This is a genomic window from Salinimicrobium catena, from assembly GCF_900102915.1.
GTDB lineage: Bacteria > Bacteroidota > Bacteroidia > Flavobacteriales > Flavobacteriaceae > Salinimicrobium > Salinimicrobium catena.
On sequence record NZ_FNGG01000002.1, the window covers coordinates 124,979 to 142,478 of the forward strand.

General features: G+C 43.8%; 15 protein-coding genes and 1 other RNA gene. 6 read left to right on the forward strand and 10 right to left on the reverse strand.

Translation table 11 applies throughout. The features are described 5' to 3' along the window. Positions 1 to 43 precede the first annotated feature (43 nt). Entirely contained in the window at positions 44 to 451 is a 408-nt protein-coding gene (locus tag BLS64_RS05195; RefSeq protein ID WP_093112457.1) for an acyl-CoA thioesterase, read from the reverse strand. Then, positions 452 to 1,519, reverse strand: coding sequence for a glutaminyl-peptide cyclotransferase (locus BLS64_RS05200; protein WP_093112458.1), 1,068 nt, complete (start codon positions 1,517 to 1,519; stop codon positions 452 to 454). Positions 1,520 to 1,606: 87 nt separating this feature from the next. Here BLS64_RS05200 and ffs point away from each other — a divergent pair. From ffs to fsa, 3 genes are all read left to right on the forward strand, one after another. Further along, an RNA gene (ffs, locus tag BLS64_RS05205) (signal recognition particle sRNA small type) lies at positions 1,607 to 1,705 on the forward strand. 39 nt (positions 1,706 to 1,744) lie between these two features. Continuing rightward, positions 1,745 to 2,551: an SDR family oxidoreductase gene (locus BLS64_RS05210; RefSeq protein WP_093112459.1), complete on the forward strand. Its 807-nt coding sequence runs from the start codon at positions 1,745 to 1,747 to the stop codon at positions 2,549 to 2,551. Between the two features lie 61 nt (positions 2,552 to 2,612). After that, positions 2,613 to 3,266, forward strand: coding sequence for a fructose-6-phosphate aldolase (gene fsa / locus BLS64_RS05215; protein ID WP_093112460.1), 654 nt, complete (start codon positions 2,613 to 2,615; stop codon positions 3,264 to 3,266). Positions 3,267 to 3,323: 57 nt separating this feature from the next. Here fsa and BLS64_RS05220 read toward each other — a convergent pair whose 3' ends face one another. After that, on the reverse strand, positions 3,324 to 4,757 hold the full coding sequence (locus BLS64_RS05220; RefSeq protein ID WP_143019275.1) for a TlpA family protein disulfide reductase: 1,434 nt from the start codon (positions 4,755 to 4,757) through the stop codon (positions 3,324 to 3,326). Between the two features lie 170 nt (positions 4,758 to 4,927). Here BLS64_RS05220 and BLS64_RS05225 point away from each other — a divergent pair, with 170 nt between their 5' ends. Then, positions 4,928 to 6,553: an ABC-F family ATP-binding cassette domain-containing protein gene (locus BLS64_RS05225; RefSeq protein ID WP_093112462.1), complete on the forward strand. Its 1,626-nt coding sequence runs from the start codon at positions 4,928 to 4,930 to the stop codon at positions 6,551 to 6,553. A 45-nt stretch (positions 6,554 to 6,598) separates the two neighbouring features. Here the strand turns inward: BLS64_RS05225 and BLS64_RS05230 are convergent, their stop codons facing one another. The 3 genes from BLS64_RS05230 to BLS64_RS05240 form a co-directional block, all read right to left on the reverse strand. Next, positions 6,599 to 6,793: a hypothetical protein gene (locus BLS64_RS05230; RefSeq protein ID WP_093112463.1), complete on the reverse strand. Its 195-nt coding sequence runs from the start codon at positions 6,791 to 6,793 to the stop codon at positions 6,599 to 6,601. Further along, on the reverse strand, positions 6,794 to 7,033 hold the full coding sequence (locus BLS64_RS05235; RefSeq protein WP_093112464.1) for a putative signal transducing protein: 240 nt from the start codon (positions 7,031 to 7,033) through the stop codon (positions 6,794 to 6,796). A gap of 74 nt (positions 7,034 to 7,107) precedes the next feature. Further along, positions 7,108 to 7,833, reverse strand: coding sequence for a hypothetical protein (locus BLS64_RS05240; RefSeq protein WP_093112465.1), 726 nt, complete (start codon positions 7,831 to 7,833; stop codon positions 7,108 to 7,110). Between the two features lie 197 nt (positions 7,834 to 8,030). On the opposite strand from BLS64_RS05240, the gene BLS64_RS05245 reads away from it, so the two are divergent. After that, positions 8,031 to 8,624: a DUF4136 domain-containing protein gene (locus BLS64_RS05245; protein WP_093112466.1), complete on the forward strand. Its 594-nt coding sequence runs from the start codon at positions 8,031 to 8,033 to the stop codon at positions 8,622 to 8,624. Positions 8,625 to 8,692: 68 nt separating this feature from the next. Here BLS64_RS05245 and pheT read toward each other — a convergent pair whose 3' ends face one another. The 4 genes from pheT to recG all read right to left on the reverse strand — a co-directional run bounded on the left by pheT (position 8,693) and on the right by recG (position 15,321). Continuing rightward, the gene (gene pheT, locus BLS64_RS05250) at positions 8,693 to 11,119 is read right to left on the reverse strand and encodes a phenylalanine--tRNA ligase subunit beta (RefSeq protein ID WP_093112467.1); all 2,427 of its coding nucleotides are present in this window, start codon (positions 11,117 to 11,119) and stop codon (positions 8,693 to 8,695) included. 123 nt (positions 11,120 to 11,242) lie between these two features. Continuing rightward, positions 11,243 to 12,160, reverse strand: a complete 918-nt coding sequence (locus BLS64_RS05255; RefSeq protein ID WP_093112468.1) for a tetratricopeptide repeat protein — start codon at positions 12,158 to 12,160, stop codon at positions 11,243 to 11,245. A gap of 221 nt (positions 12,161 to 12,381) precedes the next feature. Further along, positions 12,382 to 13,107 carry a hypothetical protein gene (locus BLS64_RS05260; protein ID WP_143019276.1) on the reverse strand — a complete coding sequence of 242 codons (726 nt, stop codon included), beginning with the start codon at positions 13,105 to 13,107 and terminating at the stop codon, positions 12,382 to 12,384. Between the two features lie 108 nt (positions 13,108 to 13,215). After that, positions 13,216 to 15,321, reverse strand: coding sequence for an ATP-dependent DNA helicase RecG (gene recG, locus BLS64_RS05265; RefSeq protein ID WP_093112470.1), 2,106 nt, complete (start codon positions 15,319 to 15,321; stop codon positions 13,216 to 13,218). Between the two features lie 92 nt (positions 15,322 to 15,413). Between recG and BLS64_RS05270 the strand changes: the two genes are divergently transcribed. Further along, positions 15,414 to 17,498 carry a M1 family metallopeptidase gene (locus BLS64_RS05270; RefSeq protein ID WP_245693377.1) on the forward strand — a complete coding sequence of 695 codons (2,085 nt, stop codon included), beginning with the start codon at positions 15,414 to 15,416 and terminating at the stop codon, positions 17,496 to 17,498. Positions 17,499 to 17,500 lie beyond the last annotated feature (2 nt).

Genomic DNA, 17,500 nt, shown 5'->3' on the forward strand with positions numbered 1-17,500 from the left:
CAAAGAACCAGGATAAGTAGAAGGAGAAGGGCAGAGGCAGTTCTCATTGCTTGTGAAAAACAGTTCTAAGTTCCTCTGTGATCTTCGTTGGACGTTTGGTGTCGGCATCAAGCAGGCACCACATGGATTTTGCCGCCACAAGAACCTCCCCGGTTTTTGCATTTTTGATGTTCACATACCTTTCTGAAGTGACAAAAGTTGTTTCCCCAACATAGGTTTCGATCAGGATCTCATCTCCCAAAAATGCCTGTTTCTTGTAGTCTATCTCATGCCTTATGACCACCCAAATAAACTTACTTTTGAGGTCATCAGATGCGCGCACTTCCCAGTGTTCTTTGGCGATATCCTGTATCCACTGCACATAGATCACATTGTTCACATGGTGGAGGTCGTCAAGGTCTTCTTTTGAGACCGTTCGCCTGTGCACATATATTTCGGCGGGAACTACCATTTAATTTTCCTTGATGATCACTTCAAACAACGTATCCCAGTCCTTACCGGTCACGTAAAGCTTTTTGGTTTCAGGATTGTAAGCGATCCCGTTCAGTACATCGTTCACAGGATCAAGATCTGCAGTATTGCCAAGTTTTTCCCTTAGGCCCTGGAAATTGATGATCCCTTCAATTGCCCCATTCTCAGGATTGATGATGGCCACCCCGTCCTTTTGATAGGTGTTGGCGTAGATCTTTCCTTCTACCCATTCCAGTTCGTTTAGCTGGGTAGAAATGGTTCTGTGGGTAAGGGTTTGGATAAAAGTTTCTTCTCTCAGGGTCTCGGGATCAAGGATCCAGATGTTTTCAGTACCATCGCTCTTATAGAGTTTTTGCCCGTCGTTCGCTAACCCCCATCCCTGTTCGCTTTGGTTGTATGCGAATTCTTCCAGTTTTTCAAAGGTCTCTACATCATAGATGAAACCAATGTCCTCCTTCCAGGTAAGCTGGTAGATCTTATCGTTCAAAATGGTAATACCTTCAGCGAAATAAGTGGCGGGGATATCGATCTTTTTCAGTACTTCTCCGGTTTCCAGGTCAACCTTTCTCAGCGAAGATTCGCCGTAGTGGCCGGTGCTTTCATAGAGTTCACCGTTGTAGAATTCCAGCCCCTGTGTATAGGCGTCTGTGGCGTGAGGGTAGGAGTTCACGATCTCATAAGTGTAGGCAATTGGTGGCGTGTCGTTATATAAGGTGATCACTCTTCTGAGTTCCCTGTTTTTTCCTTCGGAATAGATCTTAGCCACGAGATCCCATTTTCCGAGCTTTTCATTCTGAAAAGTATGGGTAAGGGAAGCCTGGCCCGTGGTTTTCTGAAGTCTTTGATTTCCCAAAAAGTAAACTACCGAGTCAATTCCGGCATTTCCTGCAGCCGTTACGCTGGCCTGAATGCTTTCTCCCAGCTGAAATTCGGACTTGTTTTCCAAAATTTCAAGGGAATAATCAGCGGTTTCATCTTCATGATCATTTCCGCAGGAAAAAAGGGCGAGGCCTAAAAATAAGAACAACAGGGAGTTAACAATTTTCATCTATAACAAGGATTTTTAAGCAAGGTAAATTATTTAATTCAGTTTAGAAAATGCTTGCAAAAAGAGTGAAAGGTTGTATATTTGCCCCGGCAAGTCCCACACAACCAGCTCCTGCTGAATCCCCCAGGGCGGGAACGCAGCAAGGGTAAGCGGTCGTAGCGGTGTGATGTGGGTCGCTTGCCATTTTTTGTTTCTGCTCGTGAAATTTTGTTGCATCTTTGCAGCATGAAAGAAAACAAAGTGGTTCTAATTACCGGTGCTTCTTCAGGAATAGGAGAAGCCATCGCGAACTTCCTTCAGCAAAAAGATTTTACCGTATTTGGCACCAGCAGGAATCCGGGTAACCGGAAGTCTGATTTTCCTCTTATAGCTCTTGATGTCACCCGCCCCGAAACCATTGAAAAAGCGGTTTCTGAAGTGATCTCCAGAGCAGGAAAGATCGATGTGCTAATCAACAATGCCGGCGTGGGCATTACCGGGCCCATTGAGGAAACTCCGAACGAAGAGATCAAAAAAGCCTTTGATACTAATTACTTCGGACCTCTTAACGTCATCAAGGCGGTGCTTCCGTCAATGCGAAAGAACAGGGGAGGCCTTATTATCAACGTGACTTCTATTGCGGGTTATATGGGTTTGCCTTACCGCGGAATTTATTCAGCTTCAAAAGGAGCCCTTGAGATCACTACCGAAGCCTTCAGGATGGAACTCAAGGATTTCAATATTAAAATGACCAATGTAGCGCCGGGGGATTTCGCGACAAATATAGCTGCCGGAAGATACCACGCTCCAATCATCGAGGGGTCGCCTTATGAGAAACAATACGGGAATACGCTGAAACTGATGGACCAGCATGTGGATGAAGGAAAAGATCCTTCTGAAATGGCGAAGGCTATTTACGAGATCATTGGGGAAGAGAATCCCCGTATACATTATAAGGTGGGGGAGCCGCTGCAGAAGTTTTCGGTGGCGCTAAAACGTATCCTGCCCGACAAAGTCTACGAGAGATTACTCTTGAAACATTATAAATTGTAGTTTTGCAGAGGTCTGAAAAATCAGCTTTTTCAGGAACATTAATTTTTATACACAACACACTATGAAATTTTTTATTGACACCGCCAATCTTGATCAGATAAGGGAAGCCCAGGAACTTGGGGTTCTTGACGGGGTAACTACCAACCCTTCTTTGATGGCCAAGGAAGGAATTACCGGAAAAGACAACATTTTTAAACACTACAAGAAGATCTGCGATATTGTAGATGGGGATGTGAGCGCTGAAGTTATTGCTACAGACTTTGACGGCATTGTGAGAGAAGGGGAAGAGCTTGCCGAACTTCATGAGCAGATCATCGTGAAGGTGCCAATGATCAAAGACGGGGTAAAGGCAATTAAATACTTCAGCGACAAAGGCATCAAGACCAACTGTACCCTGGTTTTTTCACCTGGACAGGCACTTTTGGCAGCTAAAGCGGGAGCTACTTATGTTTCTCCTTTCATAGGAAGACTTGATGATATTTCCACGGATGGGTTGAACCTGATTTCAGAGATCAGAATGATCTATGATAACTACGGATTTGAAACTGAGATCCTGGCTGCTTCAGTAAGACATACCATGCACGTGATCGACTGTGCTAAGATCGGTGCCGATGTGATGACCGGGCCGTTGTCTTCTATCGTGGGACTATTGAACCACCCATTGACCGATATTGGTTTGGAGAAGTTCCTTGCAGACCATAAGAAGGGAAACTAACTTTTTATTTAGGGCTAATTTAACTCAAGCCTTTATTCTTCGGAATAAAGGCTTTTTTTATCTGTTGAGAAATTCAAGGATCCGATTTTCGAAGTCGGGGGAATTGATAAAAGCATCACCAATGATCACCTTGCCTGAAGGATCCAGGAAAAGGAGTTTGTTGAGATAATATCTGAAGAACCTTTTTTCGATCCGGGTGGGGCCAAGTTGAAATTCCTGCTCCTGGTTGTAGTTGTATTTTTTCACCGCGATCCTCCAGGCCGGTACTTCGCCAACATCAAAGTTTATTCCCACAAAATTGATTTCCGGGTATTTCTTTCTAAGCTCCCTGATCAGCTTATGGTCTTCTTTGTGTTGATTGCTGTAGATAGACCAGAGAAAAATGATGGTGGGTTTTTCTATGATATCCTCAAAATTTACTGTGTTGCCCTGAGTATCTATGAGAGAAACCCGGTCAAGGGTGGTACCCGGTAGAAAGGCCAACTGGATGGAGCCAAGCTGCTTGAGATCATCTAAACCTTCCTGGGAATAGCCAATTTTTTCGACCAGGTCAATAATTTCCAGGATCTCCTCTCTTGATTTGGCCATGATGACTCCTAAAGATGCGAGTTTGGAAATAAAATGCTTCCGCAGCGCGGGTAATTGGATCAGGTCATCTACCATTCTTATTCTGCTTTTGATATTTTCGGCATCTGTAAGGCTGGAGCAGTCGTTGTAATCAAAAGCCTGTTTGGCGCACCATTTAAAAGAACGGTTAATAAGGTAATTATCTATAAATCTTTTGTAGCCCGGGCTGCATTGCAGTATCTCTTCATTGAACTTTACCTGTTTACGGTAATCGTCAAAGTCTGCAGGAAGCTTTTCTTTAGAACCTTTTTTGTACTTGTTGAACAGGTAGATATACCGCTCCTGCAGGTCAAAGGATTCGTAATTGATGATCTTTTCGGCCAGCTCAACGAAATCTTTGGAGAACTTGTGCTTCTGTTTCATCCTGTCCAGAGCATTCAGCCTATCTGACCTTATGGAATCTGTTTTTCTTTTGAATTCGGAAGGATCGGTCTCATAAAAAGAAAGCAGGAGTTCAGAATTGCTCTCATCGCTCAGATACATTTCTGCAAGAAAATTATTTTCTGCGTCACCGCTTCCGCTGAAGTGCAGGGATTCATCAAAAGCCAGTGTATTTACTCTAAGCAAGAGACTGTCTCCGGGAGTGAGATAGAAATTCTGCGTCTCCGGACGGTGTTGTAGAAGGTACAGGCCATTCTGGACACTATCCACCTGATATGAGAATCGATTCTGAGCATCCAGGTAAACCGTATCCAGGATTTCACCACCAGTTTGGAAGATCACGTAATTGGAGGTGGGATTTACTATCTCACCACTTACATAGGTCTTTGGGTTCTCCTTATTTGAAGAGCTTTCGCAACTTGAGAAAAGTAAAAAAAACACCTGTATTATAATTACAGGTAAGGCAGCAGAAGATATGTTCACTTTCAACTTTTCCAAAGGGTACGGAGGGCCAAAAAATTACGGGAAAGCAAAATTATGCTGAGAACGCAGAGTAAGCTGTTAACTCGGAGTTAAATATGAATTTAAAAAAGTTAATATTTTAAGGAATAAGCTTAAATGGCTACTTTTGCAAAAATTTCAGAAAATAGTCTATGTTAACAGTTTCAAATTTATCGGTCCAGTTTGGGAAGAGAGTGTTGTTTGATGAGGTAAATACCACCTTCACTCAAGGGAATTGCTATGGTGTGATTGGTGCCAACGGAGCCGGAAAATCAACTTTTTTAAAGATACTTAGTGGCAAGTCAGAGCCTACTTCGGGACATGTGCACCTGGAGCCTGGGAAAAGAATGTCTGTTTTGGAGCAGAACCACAATCTTTATGATGAATACCCTGTGCTGGAAACTGTCATTATGGGGAACAAGCCTTTGTATAACATCAAAAAGGAAATGGATGAGATCTATGCAAAGGAAGACTTCAGCGATGCCGACGGGGAAAGAGTAGGAGTGCTGCAGGTAGAATTTGAAGAGATGAACGGCTGGAATGCCGACAGTGAAGCTGCGGCTTTGCTTTCTAACCTGGGGATAAAGGAAGACAATCACTACACCTTAATGGGTGACCTTGACAATAAGCTTAAGGTGCGGGTGCTTTTGGCCCAGGCGCTTTTTGGAAATCCTGATGTGCTTATCATGGATGAGCCTACCAACGACCTGGATTACGAAACCATTAGCTGGTTAGAAAATTTCCTGGCCAACTATGAAAATACTGTGATCGTGGTGTCTCACGACCGTCACTTCCTTGACGCGGTGTGTACCCACATTTCAGATATCGACTTCGGAAAGATAAACCATTACAGCGGTAACTATACTTTCTGGTACGAGTCTTCGCAATTAGCGGCACGTCAGCGGGCACAGCAGAACAAGAAGGCTGAAGAGAAGAAGAAGGAGCTGCAGGAGTTCATACAGCGATTCAGCGCGAACGTGGCAAAATCAAAGCAGGCCACTTCACGTAAGAAGATGATAGAAAAGCTGAACATCGAAGATATCAAACCTTCAAGCAGAAGGTATCCTGCGATCATTTTTGAAAGAGAACGGGAAGCAGGAGACCAGATCCTCAACATCGAGAACCTTTCGGCTTCAATAGAAGGGGAGACGCTTTTCAAGGATGTAGATATCAACCTTGCAAAAGGAGATAAAGTTGTGGTCTATTCTAAAGATTCCCGTGCCACCACGGCTTTCTACGAGATCATCAACGGGAAACAGCAGCCGCTTTCTGGTAAATACAGCTGGGGTATCACTACCAATCAGTCTTACCTGCCGTTAGACAACTCAGAATATTTTGATAACGATCTTACTCTTGTGGACTGGCTTAGACAATGGGCCAAGACCGAAGAGGAGCGTGAGGAAGTATATATACGTGGTTTCCTTGGGAAAATGATCTTCAGTGGGGAAGAAGCCCTTAAGACAGCCAGAGTGCTTTCGGGAGGTGAAAAAGTGCGCTGTATGCTTAGCCGAATGATGATGATGAGAGCCAATGTGTTGATGCTCGATGAGCCTACGAACCACCTGGACCTGGAATCTATCACCGCTTTCAACAACTCTTTAAAGAACTTTAAAGGAACGGTTCTTTTCACCACTCATGATCATGAGTTCGCGCAAACCGTAGCTAACAGGGTGATCGAACTTACTCCAAACGGAGCGATAGATCGTTACCTGAGTTTCGATGAGTACATGAGCGATAAAAAGATCAAGGAGCAGCGTGAGAAAATGTACGCTAAATAATAATCGGAAAAAGATCAGATCTATAAAAGGCCTCTTTTGAGGCCTTTATTTTTTTCGGGAGATCTTGATAAACCTGTAAATGTCCCAGGCCCCCAGCAGCACCAGGATGATGTCAACAATAATTCTGAAAGTATTGTAATCGGCCCCAAGGTAAAAAGAAATGAGCCTGTAACTTCCATACCCCAAAAATGCAATTCCTATAAGAAGGGTGAAATATTTATTTCTGGGGGAACGGTTCATTTACGACTTATTTTCGGGAAACGTGGCCTGGGCGATCTTTAAAGCTTCTTCATAATGTGAGGAAATAGCGAACAGTTGAACCTGTCCCGGCAATCCGCCTCCAAACCCCGCTCTTAAGCCCGAATCAAAATCGTTTCTTACCCTGGTGTGGATGCCGGCCTTTTCCATTAGTTCCTGCAGATATTGCACGTTCACTTCAGAGCCTGTATAGACTCTTTTGTAATCTTCTTCTGAACTCATAATGTAAATGCTTTTGCTGTTAAAAATAACAAATTGTCATCGAACCCACAGGGGCTTTTAGTCTCAGTTTAACATTAAGCATTGTAGAACTTGCTGTTCCAGTTGCCGGAACTGAAGTTTTTTCCAAGACTAATTCCGTAGAAAAAGATCAGGGCAACAGTAGATTTAAAGGTGTACATAAAGAGGATAAGGAACTGCGAGGTTTCCTGAAATTTGCTGAAAAATACCTCCCGAATCCCGAAGGTGAGGAAAAAGCTAAGAAAAAAACTGAAAATGATCAAGGTCTCAAGGTTCCTCAGGGGCCACATGGCCAGCTTTCTGAATGGTTGAATATCCTTCCCCCATTTATGGACGAGGTAAAAATAGCCATTGCCTATTGGTGCAAAAAGCATGGGGTCATCTGCATTTTCCAGCCTGAAGTATTTGGCGGGAGCGATCATATGATAACCTTTAAGGGTAGTGCGATGCTTCTTCTCAAGTTCTTTGGCGGCCAGGACAGCTTCTGCCGGAAGTTCTCCTTTGAAGAACTTGCTGTTAAGGAAACGAAGTCTGTAATTGACACACAATTTTTTTATCTGGGAGATGTGGAAGATTCGGCCGCTCTCCAAAAGGTCAAAATCAAAGTCATTACCATCTGTTCCCGATGGTTCTCCCTCGCGAAGCCGTTTTAAAATGGCAGATTCATGATCTTTTTCCCGGTGCAGGATCTCCTTTACCTCCTCCAAAAGCTTTGCCTCAGAGATCTCTTTTTTCCGAAAACTTTCCAGTTTTCGTTGCAGGTTTATTCTTTCTAACAGCATATTCCTCCTCTTTAGAATTTCCTAAAATAAACAATAACATGAGAACATGCAAAATCCTGAATTTATGTGAGTTATGATGTATTAGGGATGTTAATTCTACCGAACTAAGGTTAAAAAACCATTAAACAGCTTAATTCGCAATTTAAGTTCCTTCTTTAATTCTTATCTTCAATTAGAACCAATAAAAATTGAGAAAAATGAAAATCTTTAAAGTGAAGACATATTCTATACTTTTTTTAATGCTCAGCATTGTTTTAGTGAGCTGTGGTCCTAAAGTAAATACGAATAAAAAGACCGCAAAAGACCTGGATTCTTTTTCCAGCTATGCTTTTCTACCTAACCAGGATACAATTAAGACCACTGCGTTTGATAACCGATATGTAAATGAGGTGGTAATTGATGAGATCAATGAAAATATGCAGGACCAGGATTACCGTCTTGACCGTAACCAGCCCGATCTTTTGGTTTATTATCACCTAATGATGGACGAAGAAGTGGCCGTGAACGCCACTCCGGTTTACACCAATTACAGCTATTATCGTCCCGGATATTACGTGGGTCCATATTACAGGAACTATGCGTATAATAACTATTTTACCATTCCGCGAATTGCTGGGACCGCAATTGAGCAGATACCGTACAAGGAAGGAACCATAGTCATTGACCTTATTGACCGCCGTACCAATGAGATCATTTGGCGTGGCAGGGCGAATGATGTGGTCACGCCCAACAATCTTGAAGAAGAATTAAGACAGTATGTAAATGCTATTTTTGAGGCGTTTCCGAAGTAAAAATCAGAAAATCCCCAAATGAAAAAAGCCATCTCTAAGATGGCTTTTTCTATTCTTGTTTGAAGGGTTTACCGAAGTTCGGCTCCCAATTGTTTTTCAAAGTTCTGCTGAAGTTTGTTCATGATCTTATCGATCTGCTTATCGGTAAGGGTTTTTTGTTCATCCTGAATGATGAAGCTTACTGCGTAACTCTTCTTTCCTTCCGGAAGGTTCTTGCCTTCATAAACATCGAAAAGATTTACATTTTTAAGCAGTTTCTGCTCTGTCCTATAAGCGATGTTGTAAATATCTTCAAAGGTTACAGAATTATCCAGTAACAATGCAAAATCCCTGCGAACAGGCATAAACTTGGAGATGTCCCTGAACTTGTTCTGCTGAGCTTTTGCGGTCTCTATCACTTCATCCCACTTGAAGTCGGCATAAAGCACTTCCTGGACAATGTCAAAATTCTTAAGGATCTTCTTTTTGATCACTCCAAATTCTACCAGCCTTGTTTTATTTGAGCTGAAGGTCATTCCTTCTGAAAAAATATCGTTTTTAACAGGAGAAGATTTAAGCTCACTTATTCCCAGTCTTTCCAGAACAGCGGTCACTACTCCTTTCAGATAGAAGAAATCTCCTTTTTGCAATGCCTGGCTCCAGCTTTCTGCAGCCCTGTTGCCCGAGATGAAAAGCGAAAGATGTTTGGCTTCCGTCTTTCCGCTCTCATACTGGTGATAAGTTTTTCCGAATTCGAAGAATTTCAGATCACTGCGCTTGCGGTTCAGGTTGTAGCTTACCGCCTCTAATCCGGAGAACAATAAGGACTGTCTCAATACCGAAAGATCCTGGCTAAGCGGGTTCAGCATTTTAACGTTATGTTCCTCCTTAAGCTGTTCGCTGAGTTCATTATGGGCAGGAGTGGTAAGAGAATTGGCCATGGTCTCATAGAAGCCCTGGCCGACAAGCTGACTGGCTATCAGGTTCTGAAGCTTGTAATCTTCAAAACGAGAGGAGTTAGCCACCGAAGCGTTGATCTTTTCCCCGAATTTAATGTTGTTGTAACCGTATACCCTAAGGATCTCTTCGATCACGTCGGCCTCGCGTTTTACATCTACGCGATATGGCGGAATGGTAAGCCCCATCCCGGTTTCGGTAACATTGTTCACCCGTATCTCTAAAGAAGTGAGTATGGATTTTATGGTTTCCTTCTCCAGGTTCTGTCCCACAAGGGTGTTGATCTTATCATAGGTAAGGAATACCGGGAAATCTTCAATTTTGTTAGGGTAGTGATCATCTATGTCACTGGTGATGTTTCCGCCTGCGAGCTCCTTTATCAAAAGCGCTGCGCGTTTGATAGCGTAATCTGTGATGTTTGGATCGATTCCTCTTTCATATCTAAAGGATGCATCGGTATTAAGCCCGTGACGTTTAGCTGTCTTTCTCACCGTTACCGGATTGAAATAGGCACTTTCAATAAAGATCTTGTTGGTGTTCTTTGTCACCCCACTGCCCAGACCTCCAAAAACTCCGGCGATGGCAAGAGGTTTTTCGGTATCACAGATCATCAAATCCTCTTCATGCAGTTCCCGTTCTACCTCATCAAGCGTGGTAAATTTTGTGCCGGCAGGCAGGGTTTTTACCTGTATCTCATTACCGGTGATCTTGTCTGCATCAAATGCGTGCAACGGCTGTCCCAACTCGTGCATCACGTAGTTTGTAACATCAACGACGTTGTTCTTGGGAGTGATCCCGATGGCCTTGAGCCTGTTTTGCAGCCACTTTGGAGAATCGGCAATCTTGATATCAGAAAGTGTGATCCCGCAGTACCTGGGAGTCAGTTCATAATTTTCGATCTTCACAGGGATGCGCAGGTTGCGGCTGTCCACATGAAAGCTGCTCACCGAAGGGGTGATCAATTCCTGAATGTCCCCCTGTTGTTGTAGTCCGGCCTTAAGGTCACGGGCCACACCCCAGTGGCTCATGGCATCGGCGCGGTTTGGAGTTAACCCGATCTCGAAAACGTGATCGTCTTCAATTTCAAATAACTCTGATGCTGGAGTACCCGGTTTAAGGTCATCCTCAAGCACCATGATGCCATCGTGGCTTTTTCCAAGCCCCAGCTCATCTTCGGCACAGATCATACCGTGGCTGCTTTCCCCGCGTATCTTGCTTTTTTTGATCTCCCAGGGGCTTCCTTTTTCATCATACAGGGTAGTCCCTACGGTTGCAACAGGTACTTTTTGTCCTGCAGCCACATTAGGCGCCCCGCAAACGATCTGCACAGGCTCACCGTTTCCAATATTGACAGTGGTAACTTTTAATCGGTCTGCATTGGTGTGCTGCTCGCAGGAAATAACTTCTCCCACTACCACACCTTTTAAACCTCCTTTTACGCTCTGGAAGTTTTGAATGCCTTCAACTTCAAGCCCAAGATCGGTAAGTAGTTCTCCTGTTTCCTCGGGGTTGCGATCAATTTTGATAAATTGTTTAAGCCAGTTATATGAAATTTTCATTGAATCAAATTTTCCAGCTGCAAAGATAGCATTACCAATGGTATTGGCATAATTTTAATGCGGCGCAAAAAAATAGTGGAAAGGACCTGGATCCTTTCCACTTTATATACCTACAGAATGCGCTTATTTTGTCATGTTCATAGCATAAACCTTTTGCCAGTCTCCTTGCTCTGATTTTTCAAAGATGACCCATTTGATCTCATTGTCAGAGATCCGTTCCATTTCATGTCTCATCATCATTTCCTTCCCGTTGCGGGTGGTATAATGGTCCATGAACTCGTACTTGTTCTCCCCAATGTTTTTCATCTTCATGCTCGACATCTGAATTCCCTGCAAGCTGGAAGGGCTCAAATAAGCTACATCAAACTCGTCATCCACGGCGTCATAAGCCAGGATCCTCATACCTTCTGACTGTTGCTGATCATCAAAATGGTGAAAAATTATCGCATTGGCATTCTCATCATAGACCACTTTATCCTTTCCCTTCATTTTGTTTGCTTCCTTTCCTTCCTGATAGCCGGTCGCATCGATGTTCCAGTCGCCCACCAGAAAATCAAGCTGTTTGTCCTTTTTTTCCAATCTGGCCAGTTTACCTTTTGAGGCAGAAAGGATACGGGTTTGCTCATCTTCGATATCCGATTTTTCGGCTATCGCGATAGATTTTTTAAGGTACTCCTTTGCTTTTTCTGTATCTCCTTTTTCCAGCAGGTAATCGGCATAAGAATCATACGGATTCGCAGCCTTGGGATACTCCTCAATATTAAGGCTGAAGATCTTTTCGGCGGCTTCAAGATCATTATCGTCATTCATGATCTGGTAGCCGATGTTGTTGAGTTCCCATTCATTCCAGGTGTAATCGTCTGCCTGATTGGCCTTAAGATCTTTGTATTTGCTGATAGCCTCATCAATTCCGTTTTCCTGATACTCTTCATAAACCACTTCGCCAATAGAAGTTTTTTCCTCGTCTTGTGCATAACCTGATGCAAAAAAGAACATGAGCATTAAACTCATGATCCACCTAATGTTGATTGTTGAATCCATAATGCTGATTTTTATTTGGTTGCCTACTTAAATTTACTGAATTATAGACATCAAATCCAGGGCTGATATTACCGATCAGACAATTGAAGGAAAATAAGTACAAAAATCATCTTAAAAAATATGATTTTGATAAAAATTGGGGGATTTCCCCCAGTTGAAAAATGGCTAAAATGCAAAAGAGGACCGAAGTCCTCTTTGAAATTTAATGCATTGCCTAATATTTATGGACAACTTTGCACAATATTGGAAAGGTCGCCTTTTTTGGAAACGTCATTCACCTTAAAGTCTGTCCATACATTATTGTTTGGAGTACTTCCATCACATTTCTTTTGTAGGGTTAATTTCCAGGTCAGCGGTACACAAGCTTCAAGCTCCACGTTGCTTTGCATAGTTTGACCGTGCCAGGTCCAATTCTCCGAAAAACCTTCAACTGAAACGGACTGTGCAAAAGTAAATGTTAGGTGAGCATCCTCCATATCTTCTGCGGGAGTATAAATGAAGGTATAAGTGTCTCCTGCACCTTCATAATTAAAGCTTTCTTCGCAGCCACAGTTTTCCACGGTCACCATAAGTTCTGTAAAGCCTCCTCCGCCGATCTGGTAGCGGATCGAATAATCTCCTGCTTCTTCAAAGGTATAGTAGAAATCTACAGGTCCGGATCCTTCAATTTGTTCATCAAAAATATTGTACCATTCCTCAATTTCCTCAGTTGTTGAAGGGTCATCTCCGTATAGTTGAACCTTTAAAGCTGTTTTTCCTGGTTTTTCAGGAAATTCAAAGACGAAAGTGCTTTCTTCGCCTTCACAAATGAGTTCGGGAACAATAAAATTCTCTTCTTCGCTATTCTGAGCTTTTGCTGAAGCATTTAGCGTACTAAAATCTTCAGTAGTTTCCATGCTGCAGCCATACATTAACACTATGGCTGATAAAAGTGTAATTCTTTTCATAAATTTTAAAGATTGGTTATGGAATCTAAATTATATATAAAACCTGCTCTTAAAACATATGAAAATGGTTTTTCGATGAGAGTGTAGGAAAAATCGACGTGTCGGGAACTAACTGATGTAGTTCCAAATATTTTTCTTCTTAACCAGCTGGGAATAAGTGAATCGCACTACCTTGTTCTTCTCCAGTTCCAGGTTGGGATCTTCTTTGAGTAGCTGCAAGGCATGATAGCGGGCGGTCTTTAAAATGTCATTGTCCTTGACAATATCTGCGATCTTCAGGTTGAGCACCCCGCTTTGCTGGGTGCCCATGAGATCTCCCGGTCCACGCAACTTTAGGTCTACCTCGGCGATCTCGAATCCATCGCCGGTACTCACCATTGTCTCGAGCCGCGTCTTGCTATCGGCTGACAGTTTGTGGCCGGTCATGAGGATGCAGTAGCTTTGTTCGGCGCCCCGGCCCACCCGTCCCCTCAACTGGTGCAGCTGAGAAAGCCCGAACCTTTCGGCGCTTTCAATGATCATTACACTGGCATTTGGTACGTTTACCCCAACTTCTATTACCGTGGTGGCTACCATGATCTGGGTTTCCCCTCTTACGAACCTGTCCATTTCATAATCCTTATCGGCAGGTTTCATTTGGCCGTGCACGATGGAAATCTGGTAGTTGGGCATGGGGAATTCGCGGGCAATGCTCTCGTAGCCGTCCATCAGATCTTTATAATCCATTTTTTCAGATTCCTGGATCAGCGGATAAACTATGTACACCTGGCGGCCCTTCTTGATCTCATCCTTTAAAAAGGCGAAAACCTTTAACCTGTTGGTGTCGTACCGGTGAACGGTCTTGATATCCTTTCGACCCGGTGGAAGTTCATCGATCACAGAAACATCCAGATCGCCGTACAGGCTCATGGCCAAAGTGCGGGGAATAGGGGTGGCGGTCATGACCAGCACGTGTGGCGGCAGGTGATTCTTTTTCCAGAGCCTTGCTCGTTGCGCTACACCAAAACGGTGCTGCTCATCAATTATGGCAAGCCCCAGGTTCTTGAATTGGACCTTATCTTCGAGCAGGGCATGGGTGCCTATCAGCAGATGCAGTTCTCCGTTTCTAAGTGCTTCATGGATCTCTTTTCTTTCTGCCGTTTTAGTGGAGCCGGTCAGTAGCCTAACGCTGATCCCAAGGTTTTCCACCAGTTCACAGATCCCGTTGTAATGCTGGGTGGCAAGAATTTCGGTAGGAGCCATGAGGCAGGCCTGGAAACCGTTATCGAGCGCCAGCAGTACGCTCATTAAGGCTACAATCGTCTTTCCCGAGCCCACATCTCCCTGCAGCAGCCGGTTCATCTGGGCACCGCTCCCCAGGTCCTGCCGTATTTCCTTTATCACCCGCTTCTGAGCGTTAGTTAACTCAAAAGGCAGATGTTTTTCATAGAATTCGGAGAAATTTTTTCCCACTTCGTCAAAAGGGAATCCTTTGATCTTTTTCTTCCGAAGCAGATTCTTCATTAGCAGCTGCAGCTGAATGTAAAACAGTTCCTCAAATTTCAGTCTGAACTGGGCTTTTGCCAGTAATTCCTGGTTCTTCGGAAAATGTGCGTTAAAAATGGCTTCTGCCCTTGGCAATAAATGCAGTTCTTCTCTGAGGTCTGCGGGTAGCGGATCGTAGAATTTACCGCCACTCTCAATAAAAAGCTGCTGCATGCATTTGCTGAAGACCCTGTTGGTGATGCCTGATTTTGCCAGTTTTTCCGTAGAAGGATATACCGGCTGCATGGCCGTTCTCAGGTTCTTTTTGTATTCTTCCACGAGCTCCATTTCCGGGTGGGGCATGCTAAAAATGCCGTTGTACCAGTTGGTTTTTCCGAATATGACGTAAGGGGTATTCACCTTTAGGTTCTCTCTTATCCATTTATGTCCCCTAAACCAGACCAGTTCCATCTTTCCGGTGTCATCAATAAAATCAGCCACCAGTCTTTTGCCCCTTTTTTGTTCCACCGTTCTAATGTTGACGATCTTGCCAACCACCTGCACTTCAGCACTATTGCGCTGCAACTGGTTGATCTTGTAAAATCGAGTCTTGTCAAGGTAGCGGTTGGGAAAGAAGTTTAATAGATCGCCATAGGTATGAACTCCTATTTCCTTCCGCAGAATATCGGCACGGTTGGGGCCAATACCCTTAAGGTAATCAATAGGGGTCTGCAGCAGGCTGGGATTCATGAAACGAAGATAAAAAAAATGCCTGAAGCAGCTTCAAAAATTCGATTTTAGGCCGAAGGCTCTGTTTTCCGGATGTAATGTATATTTGGAACATGAAGAAGCTGTTTTTAAACCATTTTTTGCTGTTTTTCGCCGGATTCGCCTTTGCCCAGGAAAAACCGGTAACAGATTTTAAGCACCTACAAGCTGAGATCTCGATAATGCCTGTAAAAGGTGAAGTTTCAGGAGATCTCACCTATACCTTTGATGTTTTGCAGCCAACAGATTCTGTTTTTGTAGATGCTCAGAAAATGGAATTTCAGAAGGTCTTATTGAATGGGAAAGAGGTGCCCTTCAAAAATGACGGAAAACGGCTTTGGATCACACGGCAAATGGAAAGATCTGAAGACAATGTGCTGGAGATAACCTACAGCGCAAACCCTACGCAGTCAATGTATTTCATTGAAAACAAACCCGAAGGGGAGGAGCAGGAATACCAGGTATGGACGCAGGGGCAGGGGAAGTACACGTCAAACTGGCTGCCCAGTTTTGATGATGTTAATGAGAAAGTGGAATTCGACCTGAGCTTTATCTATAAGAAGGGAAAAACTCTTACCGCTAACGGAGTTCTACAGTCTTCGGAAGCTGTTAACGACAGCCTTACCAGGTGGCATTTTGACATGGAACAGCCCATGAGCAGCTATTTGCTGGCTGTGGCAGCGGGAAATTACGAAGTAGAGGAGCGGGAGTCAGATAGTGGAGTTCCACTAAAGCTATTCTATCCTGAAGGCGAAGAGCAATATGTGGAGCCAACTTACCGGCACACCGAAATGATGATGGATTTCTTTGAAAAAGAGATTGGGGTGAAGTATCCGTGGCAAAATTACAAACAGATCCCCGTGCAGGATTTTTTGTATTCGGGAATGGAAAATACAGGAACCACCATTTTTTCAGATCTTTTCCTGGTCGATTCAATTGGCTTTCATGACCGCAATTACGTGATGGTGAATGCGCATGAGCTGGCCCACCAGTGGTTCGGGGATATGGTGACCGCGGTCTCGGGAGAACATCACTGGCTCCAGGAAGGTTTTGCTACTTACTACGCTTTGCTCGCGGAAAGGGAAATTTTTGGAGAGGATTATTACTATTGGAAATTATTTCAGAGTGCAGAAGAGCTGAAACAAATGAGCGACTCCGGAAAAGGGGAGGCCCTGCTGAACCCAAAAGCCGGCTCGCTTACTTTCTATCAAAAAGGGGCGTGGGCGCTTCACATTTTGAAAGAACTGGTAGGCAGAGAGGCTTTTGACGCGGGAGTCAAAAATTACCTGGAGAAACACGCTTATCAGAATGTCACCACCCAGGATTTTTTAGCTGAAGTTGAACAAGCTTCCGGAATGGATCTGGGCAATTTCAGAAAAAACTGGCTTGAGCAATCGGCTTTTCAGGGATCTGAAGCCCTGGAGTCGCTGAAGCGGTCTGAATTCATCCGAAATTATCTTGAGATCGCAGCCTTGAAACAACTTCCGCTGGAGTCTAAAAAAGAACTTTTGGAAAAGGCTCTTGATTTTCCGGTGAACGATTATATTGGGCAGGAAGTTGTTCACCAGCTGGCTTTGGAGGAAATTTCAGAAGTGCTGGACCTTTATAAAAAGTCTTTTGCTACCAACAATCTTTATGTGAGGCAGGCTATAGCTCTTTCCCTGAACGAAATTCCGCAGGAACTAAAATCCTCTTATGAATCCCTGCTTACTGATGATTCTTATTTGACCCGGGAAGCGGCCCTTTTCAATCTATGGATGAATTTTCCCGAAGATCGTGCAGTATACCTTTCGAAAATGCAAGGTCAGGAAGGTTTTTCAGACAAGAACCTGCGAACGTTATGGCTGGCTCTCAGTATCGCCACGCCCGATTTCCATACTTCTCAAAAAGAGGAATATTTGAAAGAATTAAGATCCTACACTGCGCCTTATTACCGATTTCAGCTGCGGAAGAATGCCTTTGGCTATCTTTTCCAGCTGAATGCCTTCAGCAGTGAAAACATCCGTGATCTCATGGAGGCAAGCGGACATCACGCCTACAGGTTCAGAGATTTTGCTAAAAATCTGCTGCAGCAGGTTTACCAGACCAGTGATCTGCTGCCTGAAGACAGGACTTTACTGGAAAAAGAGCTCGGTATAAATGCCGAAGTAGAAAATTAAAC

What these genes read in the sequence shown, in the direction of transcription:
- BLS64_RS05195 (WP_093112457.1), bottom strand. Translation starts at nt 451, where the DNA reads ATGGTAGTTCCCGCCGAAATATATGTGCACAGGCGAACGGTCTCAAAA.
- BLS64_RS05200 (WP_093112458.1), bottom strand. Translation starts at nt 1,519, where the DNA reads ATGAAAATTGTTAACTCCCTGTTGTTCTTATTTTTAGGCCTCGCCCTT.
- BLS64_RS05210 (WP_093112459.1), top strand. Translation starts at nt 1,745, where the DNA reads ATGAAAGAAAACAAAGTGGTTCTAATTACCGGTGCTTCTTCAGGAATA.
- fsa (WP_093112460.1), top strand. Translation starts at nt 2,613, where the DNA reads ATGAAATTTTTTATTGACACCGCCAATCTTGATCAGATAAGGGAAGCC.
- BLS64_RS05225 (WP_093112462.1), top strand. Translation starts at nt 4,928, where the DNA reads ATGTTAACAGTTTCAAATTTATCGGTCCAGTTTGGGAAGAGAGTGTTG.
- BLS64_RS05230 (WP_093112463.1), bottom strand. Translation starts at nt 6,793, where the DNA reads ATGAACCGTTCCCCCAGAAATAAATATTTCACCCTTCTTATAGGAATT.
- BLS64_RS05235 (WP_093112464.1), bottom strand. Translation starts at nt 7,033, where the DNA reads ATGAGTTCAGAAGAAGATTACAAAAGAGTCTATACAGGCTCTGAAGTG.
- BLS64_RS05240 (WP_093112465.1), bottom strand. Translation starts at nt 7,833, where the DNA reads ATGCTGTTAGAAAGAATAAACCTGCAACGAAAACTGGAAAGTTTTCGG.
- BLS64_RS05245 (WP_093112466.1), top strand. Translation starts at nt 8,031, where the DNA reads ATGAAAATCTTTAAAGTGAAGACATATTCTATACTTTTTTTAATGCTC.
- pheT (WP_093112467.1), bottom strand. Translation starts at nt 11,119, where the DNA reads ATGAAAATTTCATATAACTGGCTTAAACAATTTATCAAAATTGATCGC.
- BLS64_RS05255 (WP_093112468.1), bottom strand. Translation starts at nt 12,160, where the DNA reads ATGGATTCAACAATCAACATTAGGTGGATCATGAGTTTAATGCTCATG.
- BLS64_RS05260 (WP_143019276.1), bottom strand. Translation starts at nt 13,107, where the DNA reads ATGAAAAGAATTACACTTTTATCAGCCATAGTGTTAATGTATGGCTGC.
- recG (WP_093112470.1), bottom strand. Translation starts at nt 15,321, where the DNA reads ATGAATCCCAGCCTGCTGCAGACCCCTATTGATTACCTTAAGGGTATT.
- BLS64_RS05270 (WP_245693377.1), top strand. Translation starts at nt 15,414, where the DNA reads ATGAAGAAGCTGTTTTTAAACCATTTTTTGCTGTTTTTCGCCGGATTC.